Annotated in this window: 26 protein-coding genes and 3 pseudogenes; 20 read left to right on the top strand and 9 right to left on the bottom strand. The window is 64.4% G+C overall.

The genetic code is table 11. The annotated features are described in order from the left end of the window. Positions 1-68 precede the first annotated feature (68 nt). On the bottom strand, positions 69-845 hold the full coding sequence (locus AC1DW3_RS20750) for an autoinducer binding domain-containing protein (RefSeq protein ID WP_477934412.1): 777 nt from the start codon (positions 843-845) through the stop codon (positions 69-71). Between AC1DW3_RS20750 and AC1DW3_RS20755 the strand changes: the two genes are divergently transcribed. Beyond that, entirely contained in the window at positions 829-1,254 is a 426-nt protein-coding gene (locus AC1DW3_RS20755) for a hypothetical protein (RefSeq protein WP_477934414.1), read from the top strand. The genes AC1DW3_RS20750 and AC1DW3_RS20755 overlap by 17 nt on opposite strands. Before the next feature lie 565 nt (positions 1,255-1,819). After that, on the top strand, positions 1,820-1,948 hold the full coding sequence (locus tag AC1DW3_RS20760) for a hypothetical protein (RefSeq protein ID WP_477934416.1): 129 nt from the start codon (positions 1,820-1,822) through the stop codon (positions 1,946-1,948). Here AC1DW3_RS20760 and AC1DW3_RS20765 read toward each other — a convergent pair. Next, on the bottom strand, positions 1,923-2,396 hold the full coding sequence (locus tag AC1DW3_RS20765) for an RNA polymerase sigma factor (protein WP_477934418.1): 474 nt from the start codon (positions 2,394-2,396) through the stop codon (positions 1,923-1,925). The genes AC1DW3_RS20760 and AC1DW3_RS20765 overlap by 26 nt on opposite strands. Positions 2,397-2,417: 21 nt before the next feature. Beyond that, positions 2,418-3,023: a transposase gene (locus AC1DW3_RS20770; protein WP_477934420.1), complete on the bottom strand. Its 606-nt coding sequence runs from the start codon at positions 3,021-3,023 to the stop codon at positions 2,418-2,420. Between the two features lie 141 nt (positions 3,024-3,164). Here AC1DW3_RS20770 and AC1DW3_RS20775 point away from each other — a divergent pair, with 141 nt between their 5' ends. The 7 genes and pseudogenes from AC1DW3_RS20775 to AC1DW3_RS20805 all read left to right on the top strand — a co-directional run bounded on the left by AC1DW3_RS20775 (position 3,165) and on the right by AC1DW3_RS20805 (position 11,031). Beyond that, positions 3,165-3,437 carry a helix-turn-helix domain-containing protein gene (locus AC1DW3_RS20775; protein WP_477934422.1) on the top strand — a complete coding sequence of 91 codons (273 nt, stop codon included), beginning with the start codon at positions 3,165-3,167 and terminating at the stop codon, positions 3,435-3,437. Between the two features lie 498 nt (positions 3,438-3,935). Further along, positions 3,936-4,421, top strand: coding sequence for an RNA polymerase sigma factor (locus AC1DW3_RS20780; protein ID WP_477934424.1), 486 nt, complete (start codon positions 3,936-3,938; stop codon positions 4,419-4,421). Further along, a complete protein-coding gene (locus AC1DW3_RS20785; RefSeq protein WP_477934426.1) occupies positions 4,418-5,485 on the top strand; it encodes a FecR family protein in 1,068 nt (355 codons plus the stop codon). The genes AC1DW3_RS20780 and AC1DW3_RS20785 overlap by 4 nt, the downstream gene beginning before the upstream one ends. Before the next feature lie 78 nt (positions 5,486-5,563). Beyond that, entirely contained in the window at positions 5,564-6,118 is a 555-nt protein-coding gene (locus AC1DW3_RS20790) for an STN domain-containing protein (RefSeq protein WP_477934428.1), read from the top strand. A 27-nt stretch (positions 6,119-6,145) separates the two neighbouring features. Next, a pseudogene (locus tag AC1DW3_RS20795) lies at positions 6,146-6,457 on the top strand (TonB-dependent receptor plug domain-containing protein); the annotation flags it as partial. 177 nt (positions 6,458-6,634) lie between these two features. Next, positions 6,635-8,599, top strand: a complete 1,965-nt coding sequence (locus AC1DW3_RS20800; RefSeq protein WP_477934517.1) for a TonB-dependent receptor domain-containing protein — start codon at positions 6,635-6,637, stop codon at positions 8,597-8,599. Between the two features lie 107 nt (positions 8,600-8,706). Beyond that, entirely contained in the window at positions 8,707-11,031 is a 2,325-nt protein-coding gene (locus tag AC1DW3_RS20805) for an alpha/beta hydrolase family protein (protein WP_477934430.1), read from the top strand. 1 nt (position 11,032) lies between these two features. Here the strand turns inward: AC1DW3_RS20805 and AC1DW3_RS20810 are convergent, their stop codons facing one another. Beyond that, a complete protein-coding gene (locus AC1DW3_RS20810) occupies positions 11,033-12,217 on the bottom strand; it encodes an ABC transporter ATP-binding protein (protein WP_477934432.1) in 1,185 nt (394 codons plus the stop codon). Between the two features lie 345 nt (positions 12,218-12,562). On the opposite strand from AC1DW3_RS20810, the gene AC1DW3_RS20815 reads away from it, so the two are divergent. The 6 genes from AC1DW3_RS20815 to AC1DW3_RS20840 are packed head-to-tail and all read left to right on the top strand — an operon-like array spanning position 12,563 to position 17,783. Continuing rightward, entirely contained in the window at positions 12,563-13,642 is a 1,080-nt protein-coding gene (locus tag AC1DW3_RS20815; RefSeq protein ID WP_477934434.1) for a TrbL/VirB6 family protein, read from the top strand. A 25-nt stretch (positions 13,643-13,667) separates the two neighbouring features. Continuing rightward, the gene (locus AC1DW3_RS20820) at positions 13,668-14,390 is read left to right on the top strand and encodes a TrbJ/VirB5 family protein (protein ID WP_477934436.1); all 723 of its coding nucleotides are present in this window, start codon (positions 13,668-13,670) and stop codon (positions 14,388-14,390) included. Next, on the top strand, positions 14,360-14,809 hold the full coding sequence (locus tag AC1DW3_RS20825) for a hypothetical protein (RefSeq protein WP_477934438.1): 450 nt from the start codon (positions 14,360-14,362) through the stop codon (positions 14,807-14,809). Before AC1DW3_RS20820 ends, AC1DW3_RS20825 begins: the two co-directional genes overlap by 31 nt. A 9-nt stretch (positions 14,810-14,818) precedes the next feature. Continuing rightward, positions 14,819-16,189: a DUF1173 domain-containing protein gene (locus AC1DW3_RS20830; protein ID WP_477934440.1), complete on the top strand. Its 1,371-nt coding sequence runs from the start codon at positions 14,819-14,821 to the stop codon at positions 16,187-16,189. Further along, positions 16,186-16,779, top strand: coding sequence for a hypothetical protein (locus tag AC1DW3_RS20835; protein WP_477934442.1), 594 nt, complete (start codon positions 16,186-16,188; stop codon positions 16,777-16,779). Before AC1DW3_RS20830 ends, AC1DW3_RS20835 begins: the two co-directional genes overlap by 4 nt. Then, positions 16,776-17,783: a relaxase/mobilization nuclease domain-containing protein gene (locus tag AC1DW3_RS20840; protein ID WP_477934444.1), complete on the top strand. Its 1,008-nt coding sequence runs from the start codon at positions 16,776-16,778 to the stop codon at positions 17,781-17,783. Before AC1DW3_RS20835 ends, AC1DW3_RS20840 begins: the two co-directional genes overlap by 4 nt. 10 nt (positions 17,784-17,793) lie before the next feature. Here AC1DW3_RS20840 and AC1DW3_RS20845 read toward each other — a convergent pair. Then, a pseudogene (locus AC1DW3_RS20845) lies at positions 17,794-17,913 on the bottom strand (LysR family transcriptional regulator); the annotation flags it as partial. Positions 17,914-18,075: 162 nt separating this feature from the next. Here AC1DW3_RS20845 and AC1DW3_RS20850 point away from each other — a divergent pair. Further along, complete coding sequence (locus tag AC1DW3_RS20850; protein WP_477934446.1) at positions 18,076-20,013, top strand: glycosyltransferase 61 family protein; 1,938 nt, start codon at positions 18,076-18,078, stop codon at positions 20,011-20,013. Here AC1DW3_RS20850 and AC1DW3_RS20855 read toward each other — a convergent pair. After that, positions 19,978-20,326: pseudogene (locus AC1DW3_RS20855) on the bottom strand (tyrosine-type recombinase/integrase); the annotation flags it as partial. The gene AC1DW3_RS20850 and the pseudogene AC1DW3_RS20855 sit on opposite strands and share 36 nt — an antisense overlap. Before the next feature lie 136 nt (positions 20,327-20,462). Here AC1DW3_RS20855 and AC1DW3_RS20860 point away from each other — a divergent pair. The 4 genes from AC1DW3_RS20860 to AC1DW3_RS20875 all read left to right on the top strand — a co-directional run bounded on the left by AC1DW3_RS20860 (position 20,463) and on the right by AC1DW3_RS20875 (position 23,127). Beyond that, positions 20,463-20,798 carry a P-loop NTPase family protein gene (locus AC1DW3_RS20860; protein WP_477934448.1) on the top strand — a complete coding sequence of 112 codons (336 nt, stop codon included), beginning with the start codon at positions 20,463-20,465 and terminating at the stop codon, positions 20,796-20,798. Between the two features lie 74 nt (positions 20,799-20,872). Then, positions 20,873-21,166 carry a hypothetical protein gene (locus AC1DW3_RS20865; protein ID WP_477934450.1) on the top strand — a complete coding sequence of 98 codons (294 nt, stop codon included), beginning with the start codon at positions 20,873-20,875 and terminating at the stop codon, positions 21,164-21,166. Further along, complete coding sequence (locus tag AC1DW3_RS20870; RefSeq protein ID WP_477934451.1) at positions 21,167-21,733, top strand: hypothetical protein; 567 nt, start codon at positions 21,167-21,169, stop codon at positions 21,731-21,733. A gap of 254 nt (positions 21,734-21,987) precedes the next feature. Beyond that, positions 21,988-23,127, top strand: a complete 1,140-nt coding sequence (locus AC1DW3_RS20875) for an IS110 family RNA-guided transposase (RefSeq protein WP_477934453.1) — start codon at positions 21,988-21,990, stop codon at positions 23,125-23,127. Positions 23,128-23,951: 824 nt separating this feature from the next. On the opposite strand, the gene AC1DW3_RS20880 is transcribed toward AC1DW3_RS20875, so the two are convergent. From AC1DW3_RS20880 to AC1DW3_RS20890, 3 genes are read right to left on the bottom strand one after another with little or no spacing between them, the layout of a single operon-like run. Then, positions 23,952-24,947, bottom strand: coding sequence for a YeeE/YedE thiosulfate transporter family protein (locus AC1DW3_RS20880; protein WP_477934455.1), 996 nt, complete (start codon positions 24,945-24,947; stop codon positions 23,952-23,954). A 13-nt stretch (positions 24,948-24,960) separates the two neighbouring features. Then, positions 24,961-26,109 carry a patatin-like phospholipase family protein gene (locus AC1DW3_RS20885; RefSeq protein ID WP_457356254.1) on the bottom strand — a complete coding sequence of 383 codons (1,149 nt, stop codon included), beginning with the start codon at positions 26,107-26,109 and terminating at the stop codon, positions 24,961-24,963. Between the two features lie 52 nt (positions 26,110-26,161). Then, on the bottom strand, positions 26,162-26,626 hold the full coding sequence (locus AC1DW3_RS20890; protein WP_457356255.1) for a cupin domain-containing protein: 465 nt from the start codon (positions 26,624-26,626) through the stop codon (positions 26,162-26,164). Positions 26,627-26,648: the final 22 nt, after the last annotated feature.

Below are 26,648 nucleotides of genomic sequence, written 5' to 3' on the forward strand. Positions count from 1 at the left end.
TCTAGGCGCCGAACTGGCAAGCGCGTGTGCAGGATTCGACGGGGAAATCTTTCACTGCCGGTTGCGGCTTACAGCAGGCCGTAGAGCCGGGCAACCCGCGCCGCGCTACGACGATCAGGCACGTCGAGCCTCGCGCAAAGTCGGTGGAAGCGCGTGTCCACCGTTTGGGGCGCGATGTGCAACGCCTGAGCAATGGCCCTGCTGTTGTTCCCGGCCTGCTCGTATCTGAGCAATTCGATGTCTTCAGGCTTGATGCGTGCCTTCACCAGCAGCTCCTTGCGAGCAGCGCGGCGCATCCACCTGTGCAATTCCATGGCCAGCATCGTCGCCACGATGCGGATCTGCGGATAGCTATCGCTGTCGAAGAAGCCACGTCGCCTGGAGCCCAGGCTGAGAACGCCGACACGAGAAGTTCCGGCGCTGCTCGGTGCCGGGACAACCATCGCAGAGTCAAATCCGAACTCCGCTGCCGCCTGGACGAACTCAGTTTCGCCGGGCAGCAGCTTCAGTTCAAAGTCCCGCACCGGCTCTTCGTTGTGAAGAGCGTGGCGTAGCCATGGATCATGCTCATGCCAGCCGAGCCTTGCGTACTCGATGGCCCAGACCGGATCGCAGGCGAGCAGAGATCGGTACGAGGTTCGAGCAGCGTCGTCCCTGATCGCGCTGAGGAAGACACCGGCGTCAGCACCGATCAGTTCCAGAGCGCCGTGGAACCTCCCCACGGCCGACTCCGCGTCGTCGGCGCTGCTGAATCCGGCCAGGAGGTCCAGCACCTCGTCGCCGCGTCCCGGCCCGTTCACCAGCGTCTCGTTACCAATGAGCTCAGCGATGTCCGAGGCATTCATGGCCTTGCCGGCGCAGTTCAGCGTGCAGCAACGGGTCGTCAAACCTGAGGGGTTCCAACTCGCACCAGCGATCGAATCCCGCCGCGTCGCGAAAGAACAGCGTCTGTGCGGTTCGGGGGCCCGATGGCCGCCAGAGCCGCTTCTCGATCATCAAGCCGGTGGCGGCGCGATGGATCGCGAACTCAAGGGCGCCGTCAAAAGACACGAGCAACTGGGCGCCGGTCCGGCTCCCCGCGCCGGTAACTCCGGCGTGCCATGTCGGGACAGCCTTTCGATGCTTTCGGAGGTGCAGTGCGGAACGCTTGGCGCCCAATCTTCTGGCTGGCTGGTCGATCGCGTCTTGTCGACGGACAGTGCCACGCGGCTTGGGTTGAGGTGCCGGCTCCCCGTGGGTGCCGACCTGAGTTGACGACTTCATCCTGGCTCCCGGTGAGATCTCTCTCCCGCTCTCGCCTGATGGGCTATTGCCCGAGGCGAGTAGCTTGAGGTCCGGGGCGCATTGCAGACCGTCCCTGAATGCTTGTCTAGTCCGCTTGCTTGATGAGTTATCAAGCGGCAATGCGGCACTCGATCATTTCAGGCATCCAACGATGCTCTGAGCCGATCCGTGAACCGAACGAAGTGGTCGTTATGTTCATGAGGCGCTCGGTGCGGCGGGGTTTTCGCCAGTGCCGCGACCCGGAAAATCCGGCACGTCCAACCGTCCAGGGCGCTTGGAACGGCGACGGTTTTACTATTTGTTTCTGATTGAGCCGATGGCTACCGTGCATCGCCACGAATTGGCCATGCGTGTTCAATGCCCTGCTGCATCTGCCTGATGATCGCAGTCGCCCGAGGGTTAGGACGCAGCGATCATGCGGCTGTGTCCGGGCGTGCGTGTAGCAGCTCTGGTCGGCATCTGCGCTCGCCGCTGAGCAGGCGTCCCCGCTCGCTGCCTGGAGTCCAGCGTGCCGCGGCCCTGACAACATTTATCCATGGCTGAAGACGACATCGCCCCGCGCATGGTCGAAGCGCTGCAGGACGCACCGATCTCGCAGCTGTACCAGACGCGCGCGCCAATCGATGTGTGCTCGATGGCTACCAGCCTTCCATCCAGCTGGTGAGCTGCAAGGTGGCCTTTGCAATGTGTGCGTGCACGGTGGCGATGCTGACGCCCCGAGCCCGCGCGATCTCGCCATAGGTCAGGCCGTCCAGGCGGTGGGACAACAGGATGGCGCGAGTGGTTTCGCCGAGCCGGCTGAGCCCTTCGCTGAGCCGTGCGAGGCGCTCCTTGGCGAGCATCGAATCCTCGGCGGTGGGCGCGAGATCGATGATGACCGCTTCCTCCACGAGCACCTCGTCGCCACGCGTCATTCGGGCACGGTGGGCGTCGATGGAAAGATTCAGCGCGGTGCGCATCATGAAAGCCTCGGGCTGCGCCACGACCTGTTCGCGCTGGTATCCCGCCAGGCGAATCCACGCTTCCTGAACCAGGTCCTCGGCGTCCTGCGCCGAGTTCCCGCGGCGCAGCAAGGCAGCACGGATGCTGGCGAGGGTCTTCTTAATGTTCATGGCCTGCGGCGCGAAAGCCGGTCAGCAGACTGCCGCGGTCACCGCCGAGAAATTGGCCGAGCGCGGCTCGCGCGCCGGCTCGATGGGCTCCGGCCAGTCGCGAGAGATGCAGCGCTCGGCCGATCGACGCAGCAACGCTGCGGCGGCAGTCGCGCTGAAAAACGGGCCGTGGCGAGCGGCGGCCCCCTTCAGGCGCAGGCTCAGAGAACTTGAGACCTCCAGGGCGCGCTCGACGTACTGGCGATGACCAGAGAGGGTCGATTCAAACTCTGGGTGGGCGAGCGTCGCGGACGCCGGTAAGACCGTGCTGAAACGGTATCGGGGCGCCATGGCGGCTTGGATCTCGACTGGATCCGGGCCGATAACGATGCGTAGCCGGTCGACGCCGCGGTCATGAATATCGCTGGCGACTGCGCGCCACCAAGCGTCCCTGGGCTCCTCGACATGCCAAGCGCCCAGATAGTGAGGACTGTGGTCCGTCAGGACACCAACAGCCCAGAGGAGTTGTGTGGCTTGAACGCCAGCATCACGCTGGACCTTGAGCTTGAGTACATCGAACGCTGCGCAGACGTAAGAGCGGCAGAGGGGTCCGGTTTCAGCCGCTGCATTGATCAGGGTGAAGTTCATCGCTTGCTCCTATTTCCCGCGTAGTGGGTGAGTCCCTTCAGCAGGCCGACTTCAGCAACCAGCTCGATTGAATCACAAAAGTCTGATTCGGACTAGTCCGTAACAGCCTTGATTGTTGGGCCCAGAAACCTCCTCGGGCCCATGCGGAAAACGATCTATTCGAAGCAGCAGGAGCAACTGCTGCGCCTCCTAGTAGAAGCGCGATTGGCAGCCAACGCGACGCAGGGCGACTTGGCTGGCTGGCTTGGGATCACGCAGAGTGAGGTCAGCAAACACGAAAGAGGAGAGCGAGGGCTCGACTTTATTCAGGTGAGAGCCTGGGTCGAAGCTCTCGGAGTGCCGTTCGAGGCTTTTGTCGCTGAGTTTGAGGCGAGGCTTTCGCAAAACCAACTACCCGCTCACCACCCGCGCTGACAGTGATAGGCCTTGGCCGGCATTTAAGAACGTGACGTGGGGCTCGCAGCTAGCGCCGTTGCGCAAAAAGCGGGCCGCAGACTTCGATGGCAAATTCCGCGGCGCGACCGAGCGATTCCTCTGAAAAGACTGGCACGGGATGGTGTGGGCAAGTCAATGCTCAATGTCTTCTAGGAGTGCGGCGCCTCTATCGAGCAACGGCTTGCTCCGGCCGAGGAGTCACTTGCAATCGACGATGCTCCGGCTGCCGTGGCCGCCGTACGGGTATGCGACACCTGCCAGCCACCGTTGAGCGTTGATCTATAGCCACCGCGGTTGACTTGCGACTGGTGTGGAGCCACCGGGCGCCCCCCTGCCCCAGCTTGAACAAATAGACCCATCAGTTGTAAAGTTATTTACGCCGATATGGGTTCTTCATTTCACTAGCGTCGGTCAAGCCTGCGTCCCACAGATGCACGGCGATGCACGCCCTGACGGTGCGCATGTGAAGGTATTGCAATGAGCATCGACTGGCCGAAGGTATTCTCGAAGGTGAAAGCAGCTCTGATGCGGCGTGGCCGCTCGGAGCATGATGCGGATGATCTCGTGCAGGAAGCCTGGGTACGGTTGACCTGCTATGAGCGCGACAACACCGTGGAGCAGCCCGAGGCCTTCTTGATGAGAGCCGCCATCAACCTATCGATCGACGCCCATCGGCTGAGCGCAACGCGTGGCGAGCAGGTGATGCTGGAGGAACTCGTGCATATCGACGGCAGTCCTGGCGTTGAGGATGTGCTCCTCGGGCGCGAGCGGCTCGCGCGATTGTGCGAGTGCATCTCGCTGCTGGACGACCAAACCCGGCAGATCCTGCTGGCCCACCGCATCGATGGCCGTAGCTATCAGGAGATAGCGCACCAGCATGGCATTAGCGTCACCAGCGTGCACAGGCACATCGCCAAGGCGCTCCTGCTGATCGCAGAACGAATGGAAGGCTGGTATCCGTGAACGACATCCCTTCAGGCGTGCCCGGCCGGGGGGCGGATGCAATGCCGCGGGTGACGCGCGAGATTGCCGCTGAGGCGGCCCTGTGGGTCGCCCGCTTGCATGGGCCGGATCGAGACTCGGCGATGGAACGCGAGTTCCAATCTTGGCAGGCCCGATCGCCAGCACATCGCGAGGCCTTTGGACGCTGCACTGACGTCTGGATGGAAGTACCGCGCGTAAAGGTGGCGGACGCCTATGCCGCCGTGTCGGCCAAGCGACAAGATGAAGAGCGCCCCGTCTCGCGCGGCTCGACCTGGCGCTGGGAGAGCGCGGGAGCCCTTGCGGTCGTGCTGACGGCCAGCGTGTTGCTGTTCCAGCACTGGAACGGTCAGGACAGCTACACCACGGCGATTGGTGAGCAACGTTCGGTTGTGTTGGATGACGGCACGCGCATGCTGCTCAATACGGACACGCATTTGCATGTCAGCATGCGCGCGGACCGGCGCATCGTTGACGTCGATGATGGCGAGGCGTTGTTCGAAGTAGCGAAAGACGCGTCTCGGCCCTTCGTCGTCCGCGTGGCCGGCAGCGAAGTTGTCGCATTAGGCACCGCTTTCGCAGTCAGGTATGTCGCCTCACCGAAGAGGACGAACGAACTGGCCGTGACGCTCATCGAGGGCAAGGTGACGGTGCAGCCCGCCAAAGACCGGGGCGACGAAAGACTGGCTCCGGCCAAGCTCTTGACCCTGCAACCGGGCGAGCGGCTGCAGATCGACCACGGAAAAAACGGCAGCCACGGTCCCGCGGTGCCAAGCGTCGATAGACCGAACGTCGAGCAGGTGATCGCCTGGAAGCGCAGCGAGGCGGTGTTCCAGGACGAACCGCTGGCAGAGGCAGTTAGCGAAATGAACCGATACAGCCGAACACCAGTGGTGCTGTCGGGCAATCTTCCAGCGGCCGGCCTGCGCGTCAGCGGTGTCTTCCGAACCGGTGACAACGCCAAATTCGCCCGTGCTATCGCGGCCTTGCATGGTTTCGCGGTGCGCGAGAACGGCGGACGTTTGGAACTCGAGAACGTTCGCTAGAGGAATCACTGACAAAAGAACTCTCGACAACCCCGTCATCTCGTTGTCACTCCTTCGACAACAAGACAAGGGACCGAGATGTTTGGAAGTTTCGATTCGATAGGCACCGTTGGTATGCGCGTGCGCTGGTTGCCAATCCCGCTGGCGATCTCACTGCTGCTGGATTGTGGTCTGGCGAGTGCCGCCGAGCCGAGTCCCGCAGCCCGCTACACGATCGAGCAGCCGTCACAGGACATGGGAGACGCGCTGCGCGCGATCGGTCGGCAGACGGGAACGTCTGTGCTCTTCGATCCGCGTGTCATCGCGGGGCGGATGGCCAGGCCAGTCTCTGGCCGCCTTTCCGGCGTGGAGGCCATCAATGCTGCAGTAGAAGGTGCGGGCCTCGAAGTCCATGTCACGCCAGATGGGGCCGTGGTCGTGCGGTTGCCGGCCGCGGCCAAGGCTGTCCCTCCAGTCCCGGCAGCGTCGGCGGCGCGTCCGGCTGTGCCGGCCCGGGACAGTTTGACGGGGTCCGGTCGCGCTGGTGCCGGCGATGAGCTCGCAGTCCATGACGGCGTTGACGTCGCTACCCAGCCAAGCAGTGGCGATTCGGTTTATCAGATCACGCGTGTCGAGGTTACCGGCTCGCGGTAGCGGCGCGTTGACGCCGAAGGCCCGGCGCCGGTGAATGTCTATACGGCCAGGGACATCGAACGCAGCGGCCAGTCCAGCCTGCAGCGCTTCCTGGCCGGGCTCAACGAAGTCTCCGCCTCTGCCGGCGAAGGCGGGTTCAGCCGGACCCTCGGACAGGGCACAGTGCAGCTTCGCGGAATGCCGCTGGGCTCCACCCTGGTATTGGTCAACGGGCGCAAGTTGGAGGCCGTTGGTTCGTCCACGGGCAGCGTCTTCAACTTGAACCTGATTCCGCTGTCAGCTATCGAGCGGGTCGAAGTGGTGCCGTCGGGATCTTCGGCCGTGTATGGAGGCGACGCTTTGGCCGGTGTGGTCAATATCGTGCTGAAGAAGTCCATCGACGGAACTTCCCTGGCCGCACGATTGGGCACGGGCCGAGGCTTTGGTGATGGCAGCCTATCGCTCGCTACCGGCGGACGCGGCGAAGACGGCAGTTACTTGCTACTCGGGTCGTTCAGCCGCTCGACACCGCTGACCATGCTCGACCGCACACGGTTTGCGGATGTGGACTTCAGGGGCGTCGGCGGAACCGATGAGCGCCAGCCCTACTGCGCTCCGGGCAACGTGAGCAGCATCAGCGGCGATCTGCCGGGCCTTGGCACCAGCGTCGCGGCGATTCCTCAGCTGGCTCCTGGAAAGATTCCGACGGTCGCTGACTTCCAGGCCACCGCAGGCACGCGCAACCTCTGCAACCGATATGCCACGGGTGGGGGCGCCGCGTTGATCCATGGCACGCAAACTTTCGCGTTGCATTCGCTCGCGGAGCATCGGCTCTCGGGCAGCTGGTCGGTGTTCGGTGAGGCGATGGTCGTCAAGGATCGGACCGAAGCGCCGGGCTACGGCGTGACGTTAGCCAGCATCAAGGTGCCTGCAGCCAACCTCTTCAACCCTTTTGGCGTCGACGTGCGAGTCTCGTCGGTGCTGGGCAACGACAGCGGGTTTCAGGGGCTGCTGCGACAGGGCAGGTTCACGCGTCTACTGGCGGGTATCAAGGGCCAACTGGGCGAGGACTGGGATGCCGAGCTGGCCGTTTCGACGAGCAGCGATCACGGCCGTTCGGCATCCCGCAACGACTCGGTGAACTCGACGGCTCTGGCCACGGCGCTGGCGTCCACAAACCCAGCGACCGCCTTCAACCCGTTCACGGCTGGCAAGGCGGCGACAGACGAAGTGCTGCGTGGCATCCTGAGAGAGACGATTCGCAGCGACCGGGGCCGCAAGGATCAAGCCAGTGCAATAGTGCGCGGCAATGTAGGTCAGCTTTGGGCAGGCCCCGTGGACGTCGTCGTCGGCGCGGAGGCCGCCCGCGACTGGTACGACATGTCTGTTCCCGGTCAATCCGAAATCCACGGCAACCGCCGCAGCTCTGCTGCCTATGGCGAAGCTCGGGTGCCGCTGCTGGCCGGCCGTGAAGACGGGCGCATCGGGTGGAGCCTGGCCGCCCTCACGCTGGCTGCTCGCCGCGATACCTACAGCGACTTCGGCTCCGCAAACACGTTTCAAGGGGGACTCGAAATACGTCCCACGCGCAATCTGCTGATCCGAGGCTCAGCGGCGGGCTCATTCAAGCCGCCGACGCTCCTGCAGACCAACGTCAGTGACCTCGTCGATGACGCCGCGTTCTATGGCCTTGTCGATCCCGCACGCGGAGGCGAGGCCATCACATCGGGGACGCTGGTGCGCACAACGAACAAGGAATTGAAGCCTGAGCGCGGCCAGGCCCGCGGCATCGGCGCCGTGTGGGAGCCGGAGGGTGGTCTAGGTACACGGCTGAGCGCCAGCTATTGGCAGCTGAAAGTCCGCTCGATGATTGCTCTGCTGGCGCCTCAGGCGGCGCTGAACTACGAAAGCGCCTTCCCAGGCTTCGTCACACGTGGAGCGGGAGCCAACGGCATGCCCGGCGTGGTCACGAGCATCAAGGCGGCTGAAGTGAACTTCGGCCATCTGGATACGGCGGGGACCGACTTCGATGCGGCCTACGGCTGGGCGACGCCCGTCGGCCGGGCGACCGTTGCGGCCGGCGCGACCCGGGTGAACGAGTACCGAGTCCAACTGACACCAGGGGCGCCGATCGTGGATCGCCTGGGACGTCGATTCGTCGATTTCTGGGCGCCACGCTGGAAAGGGCGTCTGTCCGTCGGGCTGGACCAAGCCGCCTGGAATATCGGTCTGACAAGCCGCTATCTCGGCGTGTACAACGACGTGGGTACCAGTGAGAGGCGACTCGGCAACTACTGGACCCACGACTTGGCGGCCCAATTGAACCTGATGAAGCTCTGCCCGGAGTTGATGCAAGGCTTTCGGGCGGCGACGTTCGGGGTCAGCGTCACGAACCTGGCTGATCGTGAACCCCAGTACGTACCTGGCGCACCGAACTTCGACGTCACGCAATCCGACTGGCGTGGCCGCTACCTCACCGTGCGTCTCACGCTCGATTGGTAGACCGCGCAGCGGCGCTAGCGACAGGCCGGCAGGACCGGCGTCTCGTTGACCCACGCATCCCACCGCCACTCGGGTGGGTTGGCCGCGCATTTTCTGGAATCGAATTCATGCGTCTTCTTTGGCTTATCGCAGCGTACGCGCTTCTTGGTGTGCAGCCGCCTGCAGCCGCGGCGTCAGCCGCTGGTCCGGCTGTCCGTGACATCGTCGAGTTCACCCGCATCGTCCAGCCCGAAGGCAAGGACCCTGCCGAGATCCGCCGGCAGATATCACCGGATGGCACGCATGCGTTCGTCGTGGTGCGCCGGGCGAACTTGGCCACCGACACGAACCGATACGAGATCCTGCTGTTGTCCCTGGATGCTCTGAGAGCCAACAACCCGCACCCACCGGAAACCGTGTTTTCTTTCGATGCCGACAAGGATCCCTATGACGGCGACCAGGCCGTCCAGCGGGTCCGATGGCTAGACGGGAACACGCTGGTATTTACCGGCCGCATCGGCGCTGCCGTCAACCAGGCCTACCGGTTTGACATCCGCTCTCGCCTTTTGACGCCGTTGACGCGCGAGGATGCGCCCGTCGTGTCCTTCGATGTGTCAAAGGACGGGCGTCGCATGGTCTATGCCGTGCAGGTGCCCAATCCGCCGATGACCGAAGGCGCGCGCAGCATCGTCATCGGCAACCAGTCTTTCTGGACGGTCAAGTGGGGCCAGCAGCGCTTGCAATCGCAGCTGCGCAAGTACCGTTTCTACGTCTCCGACATCGGGACGTCAGCAAAGCCTCGGCCGCTCGGAGAGCCGTTCTTCGAAGCGAACTTCGCAAAGCCACAGGTGAGCATCGCCCCGGACGGTCGCTGGGCATTGCTGCCCCGCTACGAACCGGAACGAACGCTCGCCTGGAGCCATGACTACCCGTTGCTGGCTGAAGTTGTCACCCGGTATGCGCCGGCCCTACAGGCAGACCCCTTGCGCTACTACTCGGGCGCGCTCGTCAAGACGGCCCGCCGAATGACGGCCTGGCGGCTGGACGACGGCCGCGAGCAGACCATCGTGGACGCGCCGGACGATGCCCTGCCGGGATGGTTTCAAGGACGCACGGACAGGCTGTGGCAGGGCCGCGGCGAATCCGTGATTCTTGCGGGGACTCATTTGCCCATGGTGAAGGGCGGCAATGCCTCAGCAGCGTCCCATGTGGTCGAGTACTGGCCGGAGAGCGGACGGTGGCAGGTGGTCGCGCGAATGGTCGGCCGGGTCAAGGGTGCCGAGTCGACGACCGACGGTTTCGTCGTCCTAGATGGTGACCGGCGTCGGCGCTTCCAGCGAAGGGATGCAGGGAACTGGCGCGAGATGGCGGACGCCGGGAAGCATGTGGATGGTGCCGGGACGGCCTGGTCATTGCGTCTTCAACAATCCTTGGACGAGCCGCCCGACGTCGTCGCGGATGGGCCGGCGGGCCAGACCGTGCGCCTGACCCGGCTGAACCCTCAGTTCAGCACTGCAGCCTGGGGCGTCATGAAGCCCTACGCGTGGCGCGATGCGAAGGGGCGAGAGTGGGGCGGGGGAGTGTTAGGGCCCGACGAGACGACTCCCCCGGGCAGGCGCCCGCTGGTCATCCAGACCTATTTCTTCGATCCTGAGGCTTTCTACCTGGACGGCCCCAACTTCAATTTCGGCTTCACGAGCGCCTACCCTGGCCGCGCCTTCGTGCGCGAAGGTATTCTCGTTCTGGCCATGGGGTTGCAGCCCACGAGCGGCACGGACCCGGGCACCGACAGTCAGACGAAGCTGACCCAGTTTTACGAGGGCGTGCGTGGCGCCGTGAACGCGCTGGTCAAGGACGGGCTGGTCGACCCCGACCGGGTGGGCATCATCGGGTTCAGCACCACGGGTGAGACCACCCTCAACCTTGTCACCTTCTCGGACCTCGCCATCCGCGCTGCGACTCTGGCCGATGGTGATACGAACACGCTCTTCCAGCTTTCTGTGGCGTACGGTGTGGAAGCCTGGCGCCAGATGGAGGACATGAATCGGGGCCTCCCATTCGGGCCGACGCGGGACGAGTGGCTGCGCAACGATCCTTCGCTGAACACGGACTGCCTGCGCGCCGCCCTCCGGATCGAGTCCTATGGTGTGCCTGTGTATGGCAACTTCGACATATACGCGTTGCTGCGCCGTCAGTACAAGCCGGCGGAGATGGTCCTGATTCCAGGCGGCGCTCATTCGCTTGCCATGCCGAGCGAACGGATGGTCTCCCTGCAGGGCAACGTCGATTGGTATCGCTTTTGGCTGAAGGGAGAGGAGCGGACCGTCCCCACACTGGCAGCGGAGACGACTGAATCACTGAAGGCGCAATACGACGCTTGGCGCCAGATGGAGAAGATGAAGGCGCAGGTCGATGCCACGCCCCGGTGCACTCGCGAACCCAGCCGGGGATAGGTCAAGCCTGCCCCCCAGTCTGCTGGTGCCAAAGCTGAGCGTAGAGCCCCTGCTTGGCAAGCAACTCCGCGTGCTGCCCCTGCTCCTGCACCCGCCCGCCCTCAAGAACGACGATCTGGTCGGCGTGCATGATGGTCGAGAGCCGATGGGCGATGACGAGGGTCGTGCATTCCGAGGTGAGCTCACGCAGAGCGGGCAGGATGGCCGCTTCTGTCTTGCCGTCGAGCATCGAGGTTGGCTCGTCCAAAAGGTAGATCAGGGGCTTCCTGAGCATCGCCCGCGCGATGCCCAGGCGCTGTCGTTCACCGCCCGACAAGGTCTGGCCGCGCTCGCCGAGCAGCGTGTCGTAGCCGTGGGGCAGCGTATCAACCAAACAATGAAGTTGAGCGCGCCTGGCGGCGGACTCGATGCTCTGCTGGGTCTCCCCTGGCCGACCCAGCGCGATATTGCTTCTGACGCTCCTTTGCACCAGCCCTGCGTCCTGGGGCACGAGGCCGATCATGGCGCGCAGCTCCGCGGTCGGCACTGACTCGATGGGATGGCCATCCACCAGGATGCGTCCCCCCTGTGGTTCGTGCAGCCGCAGCAGTAGCCGCACCAGCGAAGACTTGCCGCAGCCACTGCGCCCGACAATCGCCGTGGTGCGGCCAGCTGGGATCTCCAGATCCAGTCCGGAGAAGACCGGCGTTTTGGGGTCATACCCGAAATGGATGTTTTCGAACCGGAGCGAAGGTGCACTTGCAGGTGTCGTCCACTTGGCGTCAGCGCAGTCGCTCGGTTCGGTCCAGGCCTCGCGCCGCTCGGCGAGGATATCCAGCAACGGCCGCATGAATCCCGTTGCCCGTGCCAAGTCCCGGGCCGCCGTGCCGAGCGTTTCGAGCGGCCGCACCAACTGCAAGATGTAGACGCTGGTCAGCACGAAGCCGCCCACGCTCAACTGGTCTCTTGCGACGGCTTCAGCGGTAAGCGCGAGGCAGGCCACCAACGCCACTGCAAACACGGCAGAAGCTGCTAGCGCGCCTTGGACGGTCAGTTGATGGAGCCGAAGCCAACGTGATGTCAGGCAGGAAGAAGCTTGACGCAGAGACCGCTCGGCCTCTTCCACGGCGCCGAAGCAGCGCAGGATCTCGACGTGCGCAATCCCATCATTGAGCTGGCCATGCACGTCCAGGCTGGCTGCCGACAATTCCTGGATCGCCGGCTGCTGCCGGCGGAGACGCCGCCGTTGCCATCAACTGGACCAATCCTCAGAACCAAGCTGTGCAACGCAAATGCAGGATGTCACGCTGGTCCTTGGCATATGGTCGAGACCGGCGATGGGCTTAGAGAATGCACTGAGGTCTATGGACGGGCTGGCACCTGCCGTAAGTCGACGTACGGCACCAAGAAGGTCTCCCGCCTTTGGGTAGTCAAGCTTGGCAACGACTGGCTGCAATGCCAGCTCCCTGATATGGGTAGCAAGTGCGTGAAGGTGTTCGCCCGCCCACCCGCCAATCTGCCCTTCGACGCAGTCCAGTAGGAGATCAATTCCATGTTTACCTGGATTGGGACAAAGTTCGACGCCATCCTCGGCGCCTACGTGCTTGGGGTGGTGTCCACCGTGATGACTGCAATCGCTCCAATTGCGTTGACAGCGACCAGCATCTGGGTCGCCCTGTACGGCTGGGCGGTGCTGCGAAACGAGGTGTCCGAAACGGTTCCGGACTTCGTTTGGCGCGCGTTCAAGATAGGTTTGGTACTGGCCTTCTCGCTTCAGTCCGGCATCTACATTTCAAGCGTTTCGGACAGCGCAAATGCCCTGGCGATTGGGGTTGCATCGACATTCGTTCCGTCCGGTGTCGACCCTGCGACCGTCACCACTCCTTACGCGCTGCTCGACAGATTCAACGACGCCGCTAGCGCGCAGGTCGCAGACATCATGAAAGAGGCCAGCATGTTTCGCCTCGATCTCGTTCTGGCTGCCGCGATCTTCTCGATCGGCTCGATCTGTTTCCTCTGCATCGGGCTTTTCGTCGTGACGCTTGCCAAAGTGTTCCTGACGTTTGTCATAGCGATCGGCCCGTTGTTCATTCTGTGCCTGGCTTGGCGACCAACAGCACGGTTCTTCGACAGCTGGCTGTCGATGGTCCTTAACTCGGTGGTACTGACCTGGTTCGCCTTTTTTGCTCTCGGCCTGAGCACCTACATGGGAGCAGCCATTTTCAAGGCGATTGCCGATGGAGGTGGTTTCCTAGGCGGTACGTTCAATGTTCTTGGCGAGGCCACGCGCTACTGCGTTCTGATGATCTTCATGGCCATCATCTGCTTCCAGGCGCCAAGCCTCGCGTCCGCGCTCACCGGCGGCACGGCGATCCAGCAAGGCGTCCAGATGATCCAGAACGCCATCCGGGTCTCAAACATGCGTTCGCTGTCGCGTGGACGCGGTGCAAGTGCTGCTGCGGCGGCGGGCGGAGTCGCGCGGGCCGGCGTCGGTCTGGCCTACGCCGCAGGCCACGCGACGGGTGCCGGCGCCGCAGCTGGAGGCCGCGCTGCTGCGGCTGTCGCCGCCGGCGCTGGTGCCGCGGTGCGAACCGCTGCGTACAAGCTCGCTGCCTTGCGCGGTCGGGCGTGATCTAGAACAAGCAAGGAGCATCGTTATGCACGTTCGTCTCAAGGTTGCCTGCGCGGTCCTTGCCCTCGGGTCGGGCGGGGCGGGAGCGCAGGGCATTCCGGTCATCGACGTCGCCAACCTGGTCCAGACCATCCAGCAGGTGATCGACGGCATCACCCAGATCAACAACCAGGTGCAGCAGATCGCGCAGTTGCAAAGCCAGCTCAACAGCATCAATGGCGTGCGCAATCTCGGGGACATCTTCAACAACCCGTCGTTGAGGAATTACGTCCCGGCAGAGGCCTACACCTACCTGAACGCCGTCAACTCATCCGGCTACTCGGGGTTGAGCGCGACGGGCCGGGCGCTGCGCAACGCGAGCATGGTCTACAACTGCATGGACCTGACGGGAGTGGCCCGCACCACCTGCCAGGCTTCGCTGGCGCAGCCCTACCAGCACAAAGGGTTGCTGCAGGACGCCATGAAATCGGCGGCCGGCCGGCTGGTTCAGATCCAGTCGCTGATGGGCCAGATCAATGCCACGAACGACCAGAAGTCGGTGCAGGAGATCCAGGCCCGCATCGGCGCCGAGAACGCACTGCTGGCGCACGAGATGTCCCAGGTGCAGATGCTGCAAGGCATGGCGGAGAGCGAGGAGCGCATCGCCCGGTCGCGTGACCGGGAGCGCCAGTACGAAATGCTAATGTGGCGCAGGTGCGGGGCTGGCGCGCCTTGCGCGTGTCTGGGCACGAGGACTTCAAGCGCCTGATCTGGCTGGAAGCGTCGGTGCGGGGGATCAAGGCCCTGGGGTTCGAACCGAGTCCTCAGGATCTGGTACTGCTCCAGCGGGAACGCGAGGCACGCCTGGAGAACCGCATCGAGCCCAAAGCGCAAGGCGCGCGCAGCGCTGCCGCGGCGACTGAAGATAAGGCATCCGGGCCCAGCGGCCGCGGACGCAACGCGATCCTGGCGGCCGTTGAGGCACTGCTGGTCGCACAAAAGGTTCCCGAGGAGCAGCGCGTCGCGGTCATGGCGGCAGCAACTGAAAGGCTCGCCCAACTCAGGAGCCAGGGCGTGATACCCCGGCTCAAGGTCTACGACATGGCGGCGCCATCGCATGCTGTCATGACGCCGGCGCCTGAAACGCAGCGCTCGCACGAGCGCGCCGCGCCGGYGCGGCTGCGGTGAGGTCAAGCCATGAACGCGTCCATGCCCCCCGTCATGGCGGCCTGCCCGGTCTATGAGGTCGGCGGGCAGGCGTACGCCGTGGACTCTCGCGAGTTCGCGGATGTCGTCGCCGAGGCCCAGGCTTCCCATCGCCGGCTGCGGTGCATGTGCCGGGAAGCCGGCGTCGAGATGTATGTGGCGCGCCTGGCCCAGGCGCAGGGCGGCTACATCGTCAAGCGGATGCCCGACACCGGCTGGCGTCACGCGACACACTGCCCGTCCTTCGCGCCACCCGCGACGACCTCCGGCCTCGGGCAGCTGCTTGGCAGCGCGATCCTCGAGGACCCGGCCGCCGGGACGACCACGCTGAAGCTCGGATTCGCGCTGAGCCGGATGCCGGGTCGCGCCGTGACGGCGGCGGCTGCAGCCGGCGGCAACAGCGTGCGCTCGGACGGCGTCACGCTGTCGTTGCGTGGCTTGCTGCACTACCTTTGGGACCAGGCGGAATTGACCCGCTGGCATCCGGGCTTCGCGGGCAAGAGGAGCTGGGGTACGGTGCGCAGCCAGTTGCTTCGCGCGGCCGGCCAGCTGATCGCAAGGCGCGAGCCGTTGCGTACACGGCTGTACATCCCCGAGCCCTTCTCGTTGGACCAGCGGGAAGCGCTCAACACCCGGCGCCTCRCAGCCTGGTCCTGCGCCGTCGCCGAACCAGCGGGATCCGTGGCGTTGATGCTGCTCATCGCCGAAGTCAAGGAAATCGTGCCGGCGCGCTACGGCTTCAAGGCTGTCGTCAAACACCTTCCAGATCAAGCCTTCACGATCGACGAGTCGCTTTACCGACGGCTCGGGCGCAGTTTCGAGGCGGAACTCGCGCTATGGGCGACCGGCGAAGACGTTCACATGGTCATGATCGCGACCTTCGGCGTGAATGGCGGCGTTCCTGCGGTGCAGGAGCTTTGCCTGATGCCGGTGACGCGCCAGTGGCTGCCGGTAGATGACGGTTTCGGCAAGCGGCTGGTGGACAAGCTGGTCGCCGAGGGGCGGGCTTTCACGCGAAGCCTGCCGTACGAACTGCCGGCGCAAGTCCCGCTGACGTTTGCCGTGTTGTCGGATTGCGGCGAACTGCCCACGACGCTCGGCATCGTGCGCGCAGACCAAGCGTTGCCGGACGAAGGCGTGCCGGAAGGCGACCCGGTCGCTGCGGGCTGGCTATGGCATGCGCATCTGGAACCCCTGCCTGCATTGCCGGTGCGTTCGCCGGGCAGCGCCAAAGGTGCAGCTCAAGGGTACGCGCGGGCGGGTGGCATGGCTCCGACAGACAACCCGAGCGCCTTCGCTGCTGGCTGGGACAGCAGCGCTGCGTCGCCCGCCGATCGTTCTGATGAAGGGATCGCTCCATGAACAAGACCGCGCCGAGCACCGATCTACAAGTCGAGATCGCCAACCGGGACCAGGTACACGTCAATTTGCTGGGTTTGGGGCCGCGTCTGCGCGAGCGCGCGGCGCGTCTGGGAGTCAGCGTCGGCTGCGCTGTCCGAATGGCGGTCGCGAGCATGCTTGAAGACGAAGCGGGAGACCGTGAATCGACGACGGACCGGCCACTTGCGCCCGACGCCGACAATGGCCAGGACGGCAAGACGCGTCTGCTGCTGCGCGTCTCAGCGGTACGAGCCGAGGCCCTGGTGGCGCGCGCACGCGAGTGCGGCGTTTCTCGAAGCCGTTATGTGGAAATGCTGATGGACGGGGGGCAGCCGCTTGCGTTGCCGGCCGACCATGCAGCCATGGTCGCCGCGCTGATGACGTCGACCGATCTCATCGCCGCGCTCAGCGTCGACCTGCGGGTCTTCATGCGCCTGCTTGGCACCGTCCCGGCGTCAGAACTGGATTCCTACCGCGCCCGGTTGCGATCGCTCATCGACGATGTCCGGGCGCATCTGAAGCCTGCGGCCGCCATGCTGGCCGAGCTCGAGTCCACAAGGAGATGGCGATGACGAACAGCCCATCCATCGACGGCGTCCTGGTGCAGTGGGGCGAGCGGCTCTTCTATCCACCCAACCGCATCGTGAAAGCCGCCCCGACGCCGCGCCTGGACACCTTGACGCGTAGAAAGGCGGCCGTCATCCGAAAGCRCATCGAAGCGCTGGTGGTCCGTCGCGCGCCCGAGGTGATGGTCAAGGTCGTCGGCGGGGGCCGCGGCATGCGGGCCATTGCTTCGCAGTTCGACTACATCACCCGCAACGCCAGCCTGGAGATAGAAGACGATCGAGGTATACGCAGCGTTGGCAAGGACGCGCTGAAAGACCTGGTCGAACAGTGGCGCTATGCGGGCGTTTTGATCGATCAGGTGTCCTGGCGGCGCGAGGCGCTCAACGTCACCCTGTCGATGCCACGCGGCGTCGACCCGGACCTCGTGCTCAAGGCTGCTCGCGCGTTTGCCCGGTCGGAGCTGGCAGGAAGCCGCTACGTCTTCGTGCTGCACAAGGACCGTGAACATCCGCATGTGCATCTGGTCGTGCGTGCTCAATCCGGGTCCAGCGAGCGTCTCAATGTCTGGACGGACCGGCAGCGCTGGCGAGAGACGTTCGCCGCCCAGCTCCGGCATCTGGGCGTGGATGCAGAGGCGACCTCGCAGGCCTGCCGCGGAGCAAACCGCAAGGCAGAGCCCTCGTGGCGTCGGCAGGCCGCAGAGAAGGGCACCCAATCTGGCGCCGGTGCTGCCAAGAAGTCGGGGGACCGCTACTACGAGAACCGGGTAGGCGTGATGCACGCGTGGTCCCACATCATGAGGGCACTTTCAAGCTCGCCTGATGCGGGCGAACGCCAGCTCGCCCAAAGCATCGCCGACTTCATTCGTGACACGCCATTTGTCGTGGAGACGCTGGGCCCGAGAGCGCGTCAATCAGAGCGCATGCAGGAACGTGTCGGGCACACGCACTCCGACCGGTACAGGGACGGTCCTCAGAGAGCACGAACCAAACCGGACATTGAGCGGTGAGGGCCAGCAGGCGTGCCGTCATCGTCGAGTCGTCGAGCACCCCGAAGCGCAGCGCCAAGTCGATGCCTTGCTCCACAAGATCCACGACGTCGTCGCTTAGGACGATCTCGATCCTCAACGCCGGATGCATGGCCTGGAACTGCGCCGCCAGGGGCGAGATAGCGCGTGCCCAGCATGCGCGGTGCCGTCACCCGCACCCTTCGCCGGTGCGGCGCACTGCCATATGCTGGAACACCCTCCTTCTTGGCGTCTTGTAGGATGAAATGCTAGGGACGACACAGAACATCGATACATGGCGGACGTTGAACTGCTGCTGACGCATGCGCGGCAGGAAAGCCTGAAAGGTGAACACGACTTGGCAGTGGCGTACTGCGAGGAAGCCTTGGCGCGTGCTGGGGGCAACCCGCAAGTCCTGGCCTTTCATGGGCTGGTGTGCTGGAAGGCCGGCATGCATGCCCCCGCGATCCGGTCCCTCGTGACCGCGCTGGAACACTTTCCCGCCCATCCCGAACTCAGCGTGGCGCTGCTTGACAGCTACGGGCAATTGGGACTGCCGCGCAAGGCGCTCCAAACCGCGGCCGCCATGAGCCCGGAGCTGCTCCGCAACAGCACTGCCGCAGCGACCGTGGAGCGTGCCCAGCTGGCGCTGCAGAAACCTGATCCGGACATGTCCGTGACTGCACGACTGGCGACTTTCCACAACACCTATCAGTTCGAACGCCTGGCCGAACAGGTCGAAATGCTGTTGGAGGAGTGGCCAGATTGGGGCGACGGGCAGGCTTTCTTCGCGTCGGTCATGCGACACCGCCCCGAGGGCGTGACCGCGAACATCGACTTGTCCATCGCCCCAGGTGAAAGCGTCGAAGTCGCAAGCGAAAGATGGCGTGCAGCGCTGCATGCGGCCCATGAGAAGCATCGAGGCGACGTGCTGCGAACTGCCCAGCGGGCCCTTGACCTTGGTGCAAGCGTCGACCTGGCTAGGCAAGTGCACGTCCGTGCGCGGTTCGAACTGGGTGAAGAGCTGAGCACCCTCGACCTCGAGTTGCTTCGTGACATCGCGCCCTGGGGGCTGCTGCCGGTAGCGCCCCTGCGCACCGTGCAAGAGGCAGGCCTGACCGGCAGCTTGACTTGGCAAGAGATCGAACCATCGGGTATTCAAACGGTCTCCCCACCCGAAACGATCGGAGGCACTTTTGCCAACGCCGAGGCGCTGGGCGCGGCTGCCCTGCAGGGCAGCTACGGCGCCGTGGCCACGAACGCGCAAATCTTCGGCGGCAGCGACGTCGTGCGACTGGGCGACGGATCGGTGCTGTGCGACAACCTCACCCACGCCCTGGGCGAGTTGACCAACTGGAGGAAGGACAGCTGGATTGCCATCCGCTCGCCCAAGACCTTGCTGCTGAAGTCGCCGGGCAAGACCCGGCATATCGCAGGCGTCGCGGTCAAGCTGGTCGGCGCCAGCACGTGCGAATACGGGCACTGGCTGATGGAGCATCTTCCTCGGTTGCGCGCGCTCGAGCACCTACCGTCCTTCGCCACCGCGACCTTCGTCGTTGACGCCGGCATGCCCGCGACGCATCTCGACGCCCTGGAACTGGTGTTGGGCCGCAAGCCGCCCGTTGTCGAGCTCGGCGCCGGTGAGCTGGTCACCGCCGACGAACTCCTGTTCAGCGGACCTGACTGCTACTTCCCCTACCATCTGACGACGCAAGGCCTGGAAATACCCAGCTTGGCGCCGTCATCGACCGCAGGCATGAAATACCTGCATTCACGCGCCGTCCAGCATCTCCCTCCACGCACGGGGCAGCTGCCGAAACGCAGGATCTACGTGCGCCGCACGGGGGCGCTGCGCCGACTTCTCAATGAAGCCGATCTCATTGATCGCTTATCGGCGAGATGGGGGTTCGAGGCCGTGCAGCCCGAGACACTGGGCTTCGCCCAGCAGGTCCAGTTGTTCCACGACTCGGATCTCGTGGTGGGCGTCCACGGGTCTGCCCTGACCAACTGTTTGTTCTGCCGGTCAGGCACCGAGGTACTGACCATCACGGCGCCTTTTGCCGACAACCTTCCCTCCTGGGCCAGCGCCCTGGCCGAACTGGGCGTGCGAAACACCTTTGCCCTCGCGCGCGGCATCACGGGCACGCATCCGGTGCGACGGCATTGGAGCCTGGTCGCCAGTGTCGACGCGATCGAATCATTCATCGAGAGGCGCCTCCAGGCGGTCGGATGATCGCGGGGCAATCCGCCCCCGAGGAGCCAAGGCGGTGCCAGGGCGAGCATCAACCTCGATGCCGAGGTACCGCACCGTTGACTCCAGTTTTGTGTGCCCAAGCAGCAGCTGCACGGCGCGCAGATTCCTGGTCCGCCGATAGATCAGCGTCGCCTTGGTCCTGCGCATCGAATGCGTCCCGTAGTCAGCAGGGTCAGGGCCGAGTTCCTCCACCCAGCCTTTCAGAATTCGGGGCGTACTGTCGCGTTCCAAGATGCGGCGAGGAGCGCATGCAACTTGGGAACAGGAAACGGTCGCGTCTCAGTCCCGCTTGCATCGAGCTCGGCCGTGAGCCAGGTGGTTCCAGCGTTTCTTGACGCCAAGGTCTGACGAACGAGTGGCAGGCGGGCAGTCATCACAGCTGGGCACATGGATTGCCGTCGCCCGCCATGCAGGCAAAGACTTCCCACATGCAGAACCATCCATCGCGATCCACCGACTTCATTCACATCGTCGGTGCCCGCGAGAACAATCTGCGCAACGTCAGCGTCGACATCCCGAAGAAGCGCATCACGGTGTTCACAGGGGTCTCGGGATCGGGCAAGTCCTCACTCGTTTTCGACACCATTGCAGCCGAGTCGCAAAGGCAGCTGAACGACACCTTCTCCACCTTCGTGAGGCACCGTCTGCCGCACCACGCCCAGCCGGATGCCGATGTGCTGGAGAACCTCTGCGCGGCCATCGTCATCGATCAACGCCGCCTGGGCGGCAATGCGCGCTCCACGGTTGGCACGGCGACCTGCTGAGCCGGACCGCCCCCTGCCGCCGCGCCCGGCAGTGCTCGACGGCGTTCGCTCTCAAGCAGGGTGACGCAATTCCGATGCCGGCGATCGACGGCTTCGCCGAAGGAGTCGCGATGGCCGTCGCCAACGATGGCACGGCTGTCGGATACGCGTATGACGCGTCAAACTTCCAACCGCTGTTCTTGCCAGTCGTCTGGCCGGGCGGTGCAGCCGCAAAACGGTTGGCGACGCTCGCCCATGTCGAGGAGACGCAGGCGGTCGGCATCGATTCGTCCAGCCGAGTCATCGGCAATGGCCGGATCCCAGCGGTGAGCCACGGCATGTCCCGGACAGTCGCCATGGTGTGGTGTTCACAGGACTCCACGCCCTGATTGCTGCCAAGCCTGGTCGCCGCAACGGATCCGAGCCTCAACAGCGGCGTGACCGCGGCGCACGCCATCACGGATGATGGCTATATCGTCGGTGCGGTGGGCATGTCCGACGGTTTTCACCCAGCTTACTGGCGCATCGACAAACACTGCGATGTCTCGGTGCCGACGCTGCTGTCCAATTCGCGCGGCATCGCCTTTGCGCGCATCGCTCCTGGTCAGTTCGTCGGTCACATCTATCGCGGTGAGCTGTCGCAGGCCGCCGCCATCTGGGACTCGGGAACACAAATCACGCTGGAAGTACCTTCGCCGTTGACGCTGACTCTCATCGCAGGCGACGCCGACACGCTCTATGGCTTCGTCACCGACACCGATCAAAATGTCACCCGAATCTTTGCCCGCGACCGGCGCAGCAACAGCGACGTCAAGCTGCCAGGAAACGTTGCCGACAGCCTGAGGTTTGTGAACAGGGTGGACCCCAGCGGGACGGCGGTCGGCATGGGCGTTGTGAACGGTCGCTTTCAACCTGTCAAACTGCACCGGCCTGACGTTGTCGAGGCCACCCGATGAACAGCCCGCAAATCGCGCTCAATAGTCCCGGACACGCGACCGTTCATCGCGCGCTGTCCAAAACTCCTTCGGGCTGAGCGGCGCCAAGTGTGTTGCGTCGACCGGTTGAATCCGCTGCATTGACCTGCCCCCCCGGGACGCGGACCGGCAGGCCGTCGGCAGCTTGGTGCCCAAAGATGCTATGTGGGACTGACCTAGCGACCTCGTTGGCGTAAGACGAGGTTTCCAAAACTCGCTACTCAAGGAGAACGGAAATGGCGATCTCCCCGACATCAGTCCCACAAGGCCAGAGTACAGCCGGAACCGGTGATTTGTACGTGAGCTTCGAGCTCGGTGACAAGCGCTGGAAGTTGACGATCAGCGACGGTCGGCGCGGGCCGAGCCGATACAGCATTGACGCGGGCGACGTGGTGGCCGTGCTCGATTGCTTCAACAGGGCACGGTCGCGCTGCAGCTTGGCGAGTGGATGTAAGGCGCACAGTTGCTATGAAGCCGGCCGGGACGGCTGGTGGCTGCACCGCTGGCTTCAAGAGCAGGGCGTTGACAACATCGTCGTCGACGCTGCGAGCATCGAGGTCAACCGGCGTTCACGTCGTGCGAAGACGGATCGTCTTGATGGCGACAAGCTGCTGGCGATGCTGCTACGCCATCTCAATGGCGAACGAGTCTGGTCAGTTTTGCGTGAACCGTCCCGCGAGGCCGAGGATGAGCGCCGCACCCATCGTGAACTTGGGCGACTCACGCATGAGCGGGTCGCTCACCAGACCCGAATTCAGGCGTTGCTGGTGCTGCACAACCTTCGCCCGCAAATCGTCATCGGCGGACGTGACTGGGCGAAGTGGTGGGACCTGCACGGCTCACAGGTGCCGCCCGCGTTGCGCATCGAGATCGAGCGTGAGAGTGCACGGCTGAAGTTGGTCAAGGATCAGATCCGAGCGTTGGAATCGGCTCGCCGGCTTGCGCTTGAAGAGGGCAAGCAACCTCTTGTCGCCCAACTGAGCCGACTGCGCGCCATTGGGGAAAAAGGTGCGTGGGTGTTGGTCACGGAACTGTTCGGCTGGCGCAAGTTCAGCAACCGACGCGAGGTGGCAGGCTGCGTGGGCTTGGCTCCAACGCCCTATTCAAGTGGCGACAGCGAACACGAGCAGGGCATCAGCAAAGCCGGAAACCGACGTGTTCGAGCGCTGCTGGTCGAGCTGAGTTGGGGGTGGCTGAAATTGCAGCCCGACAGTGCGCTCACCTTGTGGTTCAACCAGCGATTCGCGGCCGGCGGCAAGCGCATGCGACGCGTGGGAATTGTCGCGTTGGCCAGGCGCCTTGTCATTGCCTTATGGAAGTACCTGAAACAGGGTGAGATTCCCGCGGGCGCCGCTCTCAAGCCCGTGGTCGGCTGAGAGCTATCAACTACGTAGCACCTGGCGGAATCAACTCATCGTGATCAAAGGTCAACGCGCCCGAAACTTCGGCGGGTCACTCACGAGTGACCGTCCCCAAAGAAGGGGCGCGTCGATAACTGGGGTTTGCCAGCGCAATTTGCGCGTATGTTGCATTTGGTGCCGGACATCCATGTTCGACACGGATAGAAGCTGGTCCGGACACTGGCTCGGACGCTCGTCATACCCCTGCCTTGGATCCGCTGAACGCCTCCGCCAAGTTAACTTCAAGGTCATGACTATGCGGATCCATGAACGAGCACCGCCACGAGCCGCTTGACAAACGAGTCCCCATAGAAGGTCATGACTATGCGGATCCATGAACGAGCACCGCCACGAGCCGCTTGACAAACGAGTCCCCATAGAAGCCGAAATTCCAGATCCACGGCTATGGACAGCACCGCAGCGGGTGCTGCCAGTCGTGGCCTGGTCACGAATGCACGGTCACAGCTCCATAGCAGTCATCCGAGCGCTGAAACATTTGCAAGGCGCTCCAAGCGCATGCCCAGGTCCGCCCGCGGTAGCCGACGGGCCGCCACGCTAACCAGCCTCGACGCGGTCGCGCCTAGTGCGGTTCGCGGAACAGGCAGCTGCGCCACACGTCTGGGGCACAGCGCTGAAGCCGCCGTGCCACTGCTGGTCGCGCTGGTACACATTGCTCGCCCACCATCCCGTTGCGTTTTTGGCCTGTTCCTGTTCCTCGGTATCACGCGGCCCTATGAACGGCATCAGAGCCCGCTGATCATGCCTTCATGGACATGGGCTCAATCGCGAGTTATTTACGCTCAGTGCATCGATGGCTCCGGACGTCCAGCCACTCGCCATTGCCGCCACCGAAGGTGAATCAGCATGGCTAAGGCGATGGAGAGGAACATGCTTGCGAAAGCCAGCCAAGCGTAGGGGCGCAGCGTGGGGATGCCGATGAGGATGAGGCCGTCGTTGGAGCCGGGAATCAATAGGCTGCCCCAACCCATCAGCACGCCGCCTGTGAAGCAGCGCAGCACTTGAACGATCAGAGGCCGGGCCGAGCGCCAGCGACCGGCGGTGAGGCCACCGAGCAGGGCGCCTGCATACAGCGCCAGGAACAGCAGCAGCGGCAACAGGCCTGGACCCTTTCGCGAGGCACCACTCATGCGCGCCAGGTCTGCCAGTACGTCGGTGTAGGCCCAGCTGCCGGCCAGCAGCAGCGTGACGACAAAGCTCGCGCCAATGACGATGGTGGCGGCGTGCGGGGACGATACCTTTTCGCCCAGCACCCGCAGGCGGCCCGGCTCCTTGAGTACGGCGAGGCCCGGCCACAGGCGCCAGCAGACGTAGCCAATGAACAGCGGAGCCAGCAAAGAGGCAGGGCCTTCTATCGCTGAGGCGTGGGCCAGCGTCTGCGCGGCCGGGCGCGCGAAGAGGGGCTGTACGCTCAGGCAGCCGGCATAGAAGCCCAGCGGCGTGGCGGAGTAAGCCCAGTCTCCCGAGCCCAGGCGGGCAATGGCACCGAACACGCAGGCCTGGTTGACCCAGGCGCCCAGCCCGAGGAGCACGCCGCCTGCGACCGTCCAGACGTTGGACGCGAAACCGGGAGGCATGCTGCCAGCCAGATGCATGAGCTGGCCGATCGCCAGGCCGCCGGCAACCCATAGCGATGCCTCCAGCATGGCGGCCAGGCGGTGGGCACGGCGGGCGGTGATGACCTCGTCCACTGCCGCCACCATGCAGGTACCACCGCGCTGGATGGCGAAGCCCATGGCGCCGACACAGAGCAAGGCCGTGAACCAGATGGCAGTCATCCTCTTTCCCGGTTCAGACGTGCTCGACCACGCCCTCGATGGGGTCGGTGGGCTCGCGCCAGGGCGAGCGCTCAATCATGCGCATCGTGTCGGCATAGCCGGCTTCGCGGCGTGCCTTAACGCCGGCCGGCGTGAAGTCGATGTCCTTGGTGTGATCCTCGCCCTCCAGCCGGGGCGCCAGCAGATGGGCCACGTGCATGGTGGTGCCGCAGCCCCAGGACGACAGCTCCTTGACGGTCGGGTCAGCCCGCTTGGACGCCGGCAGTTGCTGCGTGAGTTGGCGGATGACGTGGCGCAGGCGGTGGATCTGCTTTTGTCGCGCGATGTGGCTGTCGGCGCGGCTGGCGAACTGGATGTCCTTTTGCCGGCCCATGACCTGCCAGATGGACTCGGGCTCGGGCGCCGTCTGGTGCCACACGTTGACGGCGAAGATCAGCGAGTCGCGACGGCGGCGGTCGTCCAGCACGGCCTCGATGGGTGTGTTGGAGTACAGGCCGCCATCCCAGTAGGGCTCGCCGTCGATGCGCACGGCCGGGAAAGCCGGCGGCAGCGCGCCGGAGGCCATGACGTGCTCGACGCACAGGGCCTCGTGCTCGCTGTCGAAATAGCGCATCGCGCCGGTGCAGGCGTTGACGGCGCCCACTGTCAGCCGTGTGGGGCCATCCTGCACGCCGGCGAAGTCGACCAACTCGGCCAGCGTCTCGCGCAGCGGCTCGGTGCTGTAGTACGCGGCCGACTCCACGCCCACGTTGGCCCGCACACCGCGCAGCGCGGCCCTGCTGGGCTCGAAGAAGGCTGGGATGCCGCGCATCACCGTGGTCATGTTGGCGACCCAGTTGCCCATACCCAGCCAGTCCAGCGGGCCGGCGGTGGTGACCGGCTGCTCGACGTGCTGCCAGAAGGCGTTGAGCCGCTCCATGCGGCGCTCGGGCGGGTTGCCCGCGATGAGTGCGGCGTTGATGGCGCCGATGGAAGTGCCGATGACCCAGTCGGGCTCGATGCCCGCGTCATGCAGCGCCTGGTAGACGCCCACTTGGTAGGCGCCCAGCGCCCCGCCGCCCTGCAGCACCAGCACAACCTGGCCTGGCAGGCCGTGCTGCTCCGCTGGCGGTGCGGTGCGGGCTTTGCGGGCCTTGACGGTGGAGGTCGTGGTGGCGTTCATCGGGTGTCTCTTCTTGGGTTGCTGGACAGGGTCGTGGGCGGTGGCCGCGGCCTTACATCATCTTTTCCATGGTGGCGGGCTTCTTATCGTTGACGACGTCGGCGATGGTCAGCTCCACCGGCAGCGCGCCGACGTTCTTCCACCAGTGCTTGGTGCCCAGGAACTCGCGTGCGATGTCACCGGCTTTGTGCAGGACGGGCACGCTGCACTTGCTGCTGTACTCGTAGATCTCGCCGCTGTTGACCATGATGAGCGCGGGGCGGTCCTCGTGGCTGTGCAGGGGCACCACGCCGCCAGGGGCGATGGTCATGTGGCGCATGCGCAGGCGGCGCTGGTCGAGCTTGACGTTCTCCTTAGACAGGTCGATGGAGGCCAGCTCGGTGTCGGTCACGCCGACCGGGGCGGTGGCCGCACCTTGCAGCGCGTTGGCGGCGAGCTTGTCGGCCGGGCATTCGCCGGCATGGGCGGCGCCTGCAAAGGCGAGTGCAGTGATGGCGATGAGGGTCAGTTTTTGCATGGGAGTTCTCCTTGGGGGTGGG

Source organism: Roseateles sp. P2_H4 (genome assembly GCF_056403315.1).

Coding starts and splice junctions, on each gene's coding strand:
- AC1DW3_RS20755 (WP_477934414.1), top strand. CDS start 829: ATGTCCGAGGCATTCATGGCCTTGCCGGCGCAGTTCAGCGTGCAGCAA.
- AC1DW3_RS20750 (WP_477934412.1), bottom strand. CDS start 845: ATGAATGCCTCGGACATCGCTGAGCTCATTGGTAACGAGACGCTGGTG.
- AC1DW3_RS20760 (WP_477934416.1), top strand. CDS start 1,820: ATGGCTGAAGACGACATCGCCCCGCGCATGGTCGAAGCGCTGCAGGAC.
- AC1DW3_RS20765 (WP_477934418.1), bottom strand. CDS start 2,396: ATGAACATTAAGAAGACCCTCGCCAGCATCCGTGCTGCCTTGCTGCGC.
- AC1DW3_RS20770 (WP_477934420.1), bottom strand. CDS start 3,023: ATGAACTTCACCCTGATCAATGCAGCGGCTGAAACCGGACCCCTCTGC.
- AC1DW3_RS20775 (WP_477934422.1), top strand. CDS start 3,165: ATGCGGAAAACGATCTATTCGAAGCAGCAGGAGCAACTGCTGCGCCTC.
- AC1DW3_RS20780 (WP_477934424.1), top strand. CDS start 3,936: ATGAGCATCGACTGGCCGAAGGTATTCTCGAAGGTGAAAGCAGCTCTG.
- AC1DW3_RS20790 (WP_477934428.1), top strand. CDS start 5,564: ATGTTTGGAAGTTTCGATTCGATAGGCACCGTTGGTATGCGCGTGCGC.
- AC1DW3_RS20800 (WP_477934517.1), top strand. CDS start 6,635: ATGCTCGACCGCACACGGTTTGCGGATGTGGACTTCAGGGGCGTCGGC.
- AC1DW3_RS20805 (WP_477934430.1), top strand. CDS start 8,707: ATGCGTCTTCTTTGGCTTATCGCAGCGTACGCGCTTCTTGGTGTGCAG.
- AC1DW3_RS20815 (WP_477934434.1), top strand. CDS start 12,563: ATGTTTACCTGGATTGGGACAAAGTTCGACGCCATCCTCGGCGCCTAC.
- AC1DW3_RS20820 (WP_477934436.1), top strand. CDS start 13,668: ATGCACGTTCGTCTCAAGGTTGCCTGCGCGGTCCTTGCCCTCGGGTCG.
- AC1DW3_RS20835 (WP_477934442.1), top strand. CDS start 16,186: ATGAACAAGACCGCGCCGAGCACCGATCTACAAGTCGAGATCGCCAAC.
- AC1DW3_RS20850 (WP_477934446.1), top strand. CDS start 18,076: ATGGCGGACGTTGAACTGCTGCTGACGCATGCGCGGCAGGAAAGCCTG.
- AC1DW3_RS20860 (WP_477934448.1), top strand. CDS start 20,463: ATGCAGAACCATCCATCGCGATCCACCGACTTCATTCACATCGTCGGT.
- AC1DW3_RS20865 (WP_477934450.1), top strand. CDS start 20,873: ATGCCGGCGATCGACGGCTTCGCCGAAGGAGTCGCGATGGCCGTCGCC.
- AC1DW3_RS20875 (WP_477934453.1), top strand. CDS start 21,988: ATGGCGATCTCCCCGACATCAGTCCCACAAGGCCAGAGTACAGCCGGA.
- AC1DW3_RS20880 (WP_477934455.1), bottom strand. CDS start 24,947: ATGACTGCCATCTGGTTCACGGCCTTGCTCTGTGTCGGCGCCATGGGC.
- AC1DW3_RS20885 (WP_457356254.1), bottom strand. CDS start 26,109: ATGAACGCCACCACGACCTCCACCGTCAAGGCCCGCAAAGCCCGCACC.
- AC1DW3_RS20890 (WP_457356255.1), bottom strand. CDS start 26,626: ATGCAAAAACTGACCCTCATCGCCATCACTGCACTCGCCTTTGCAGGC.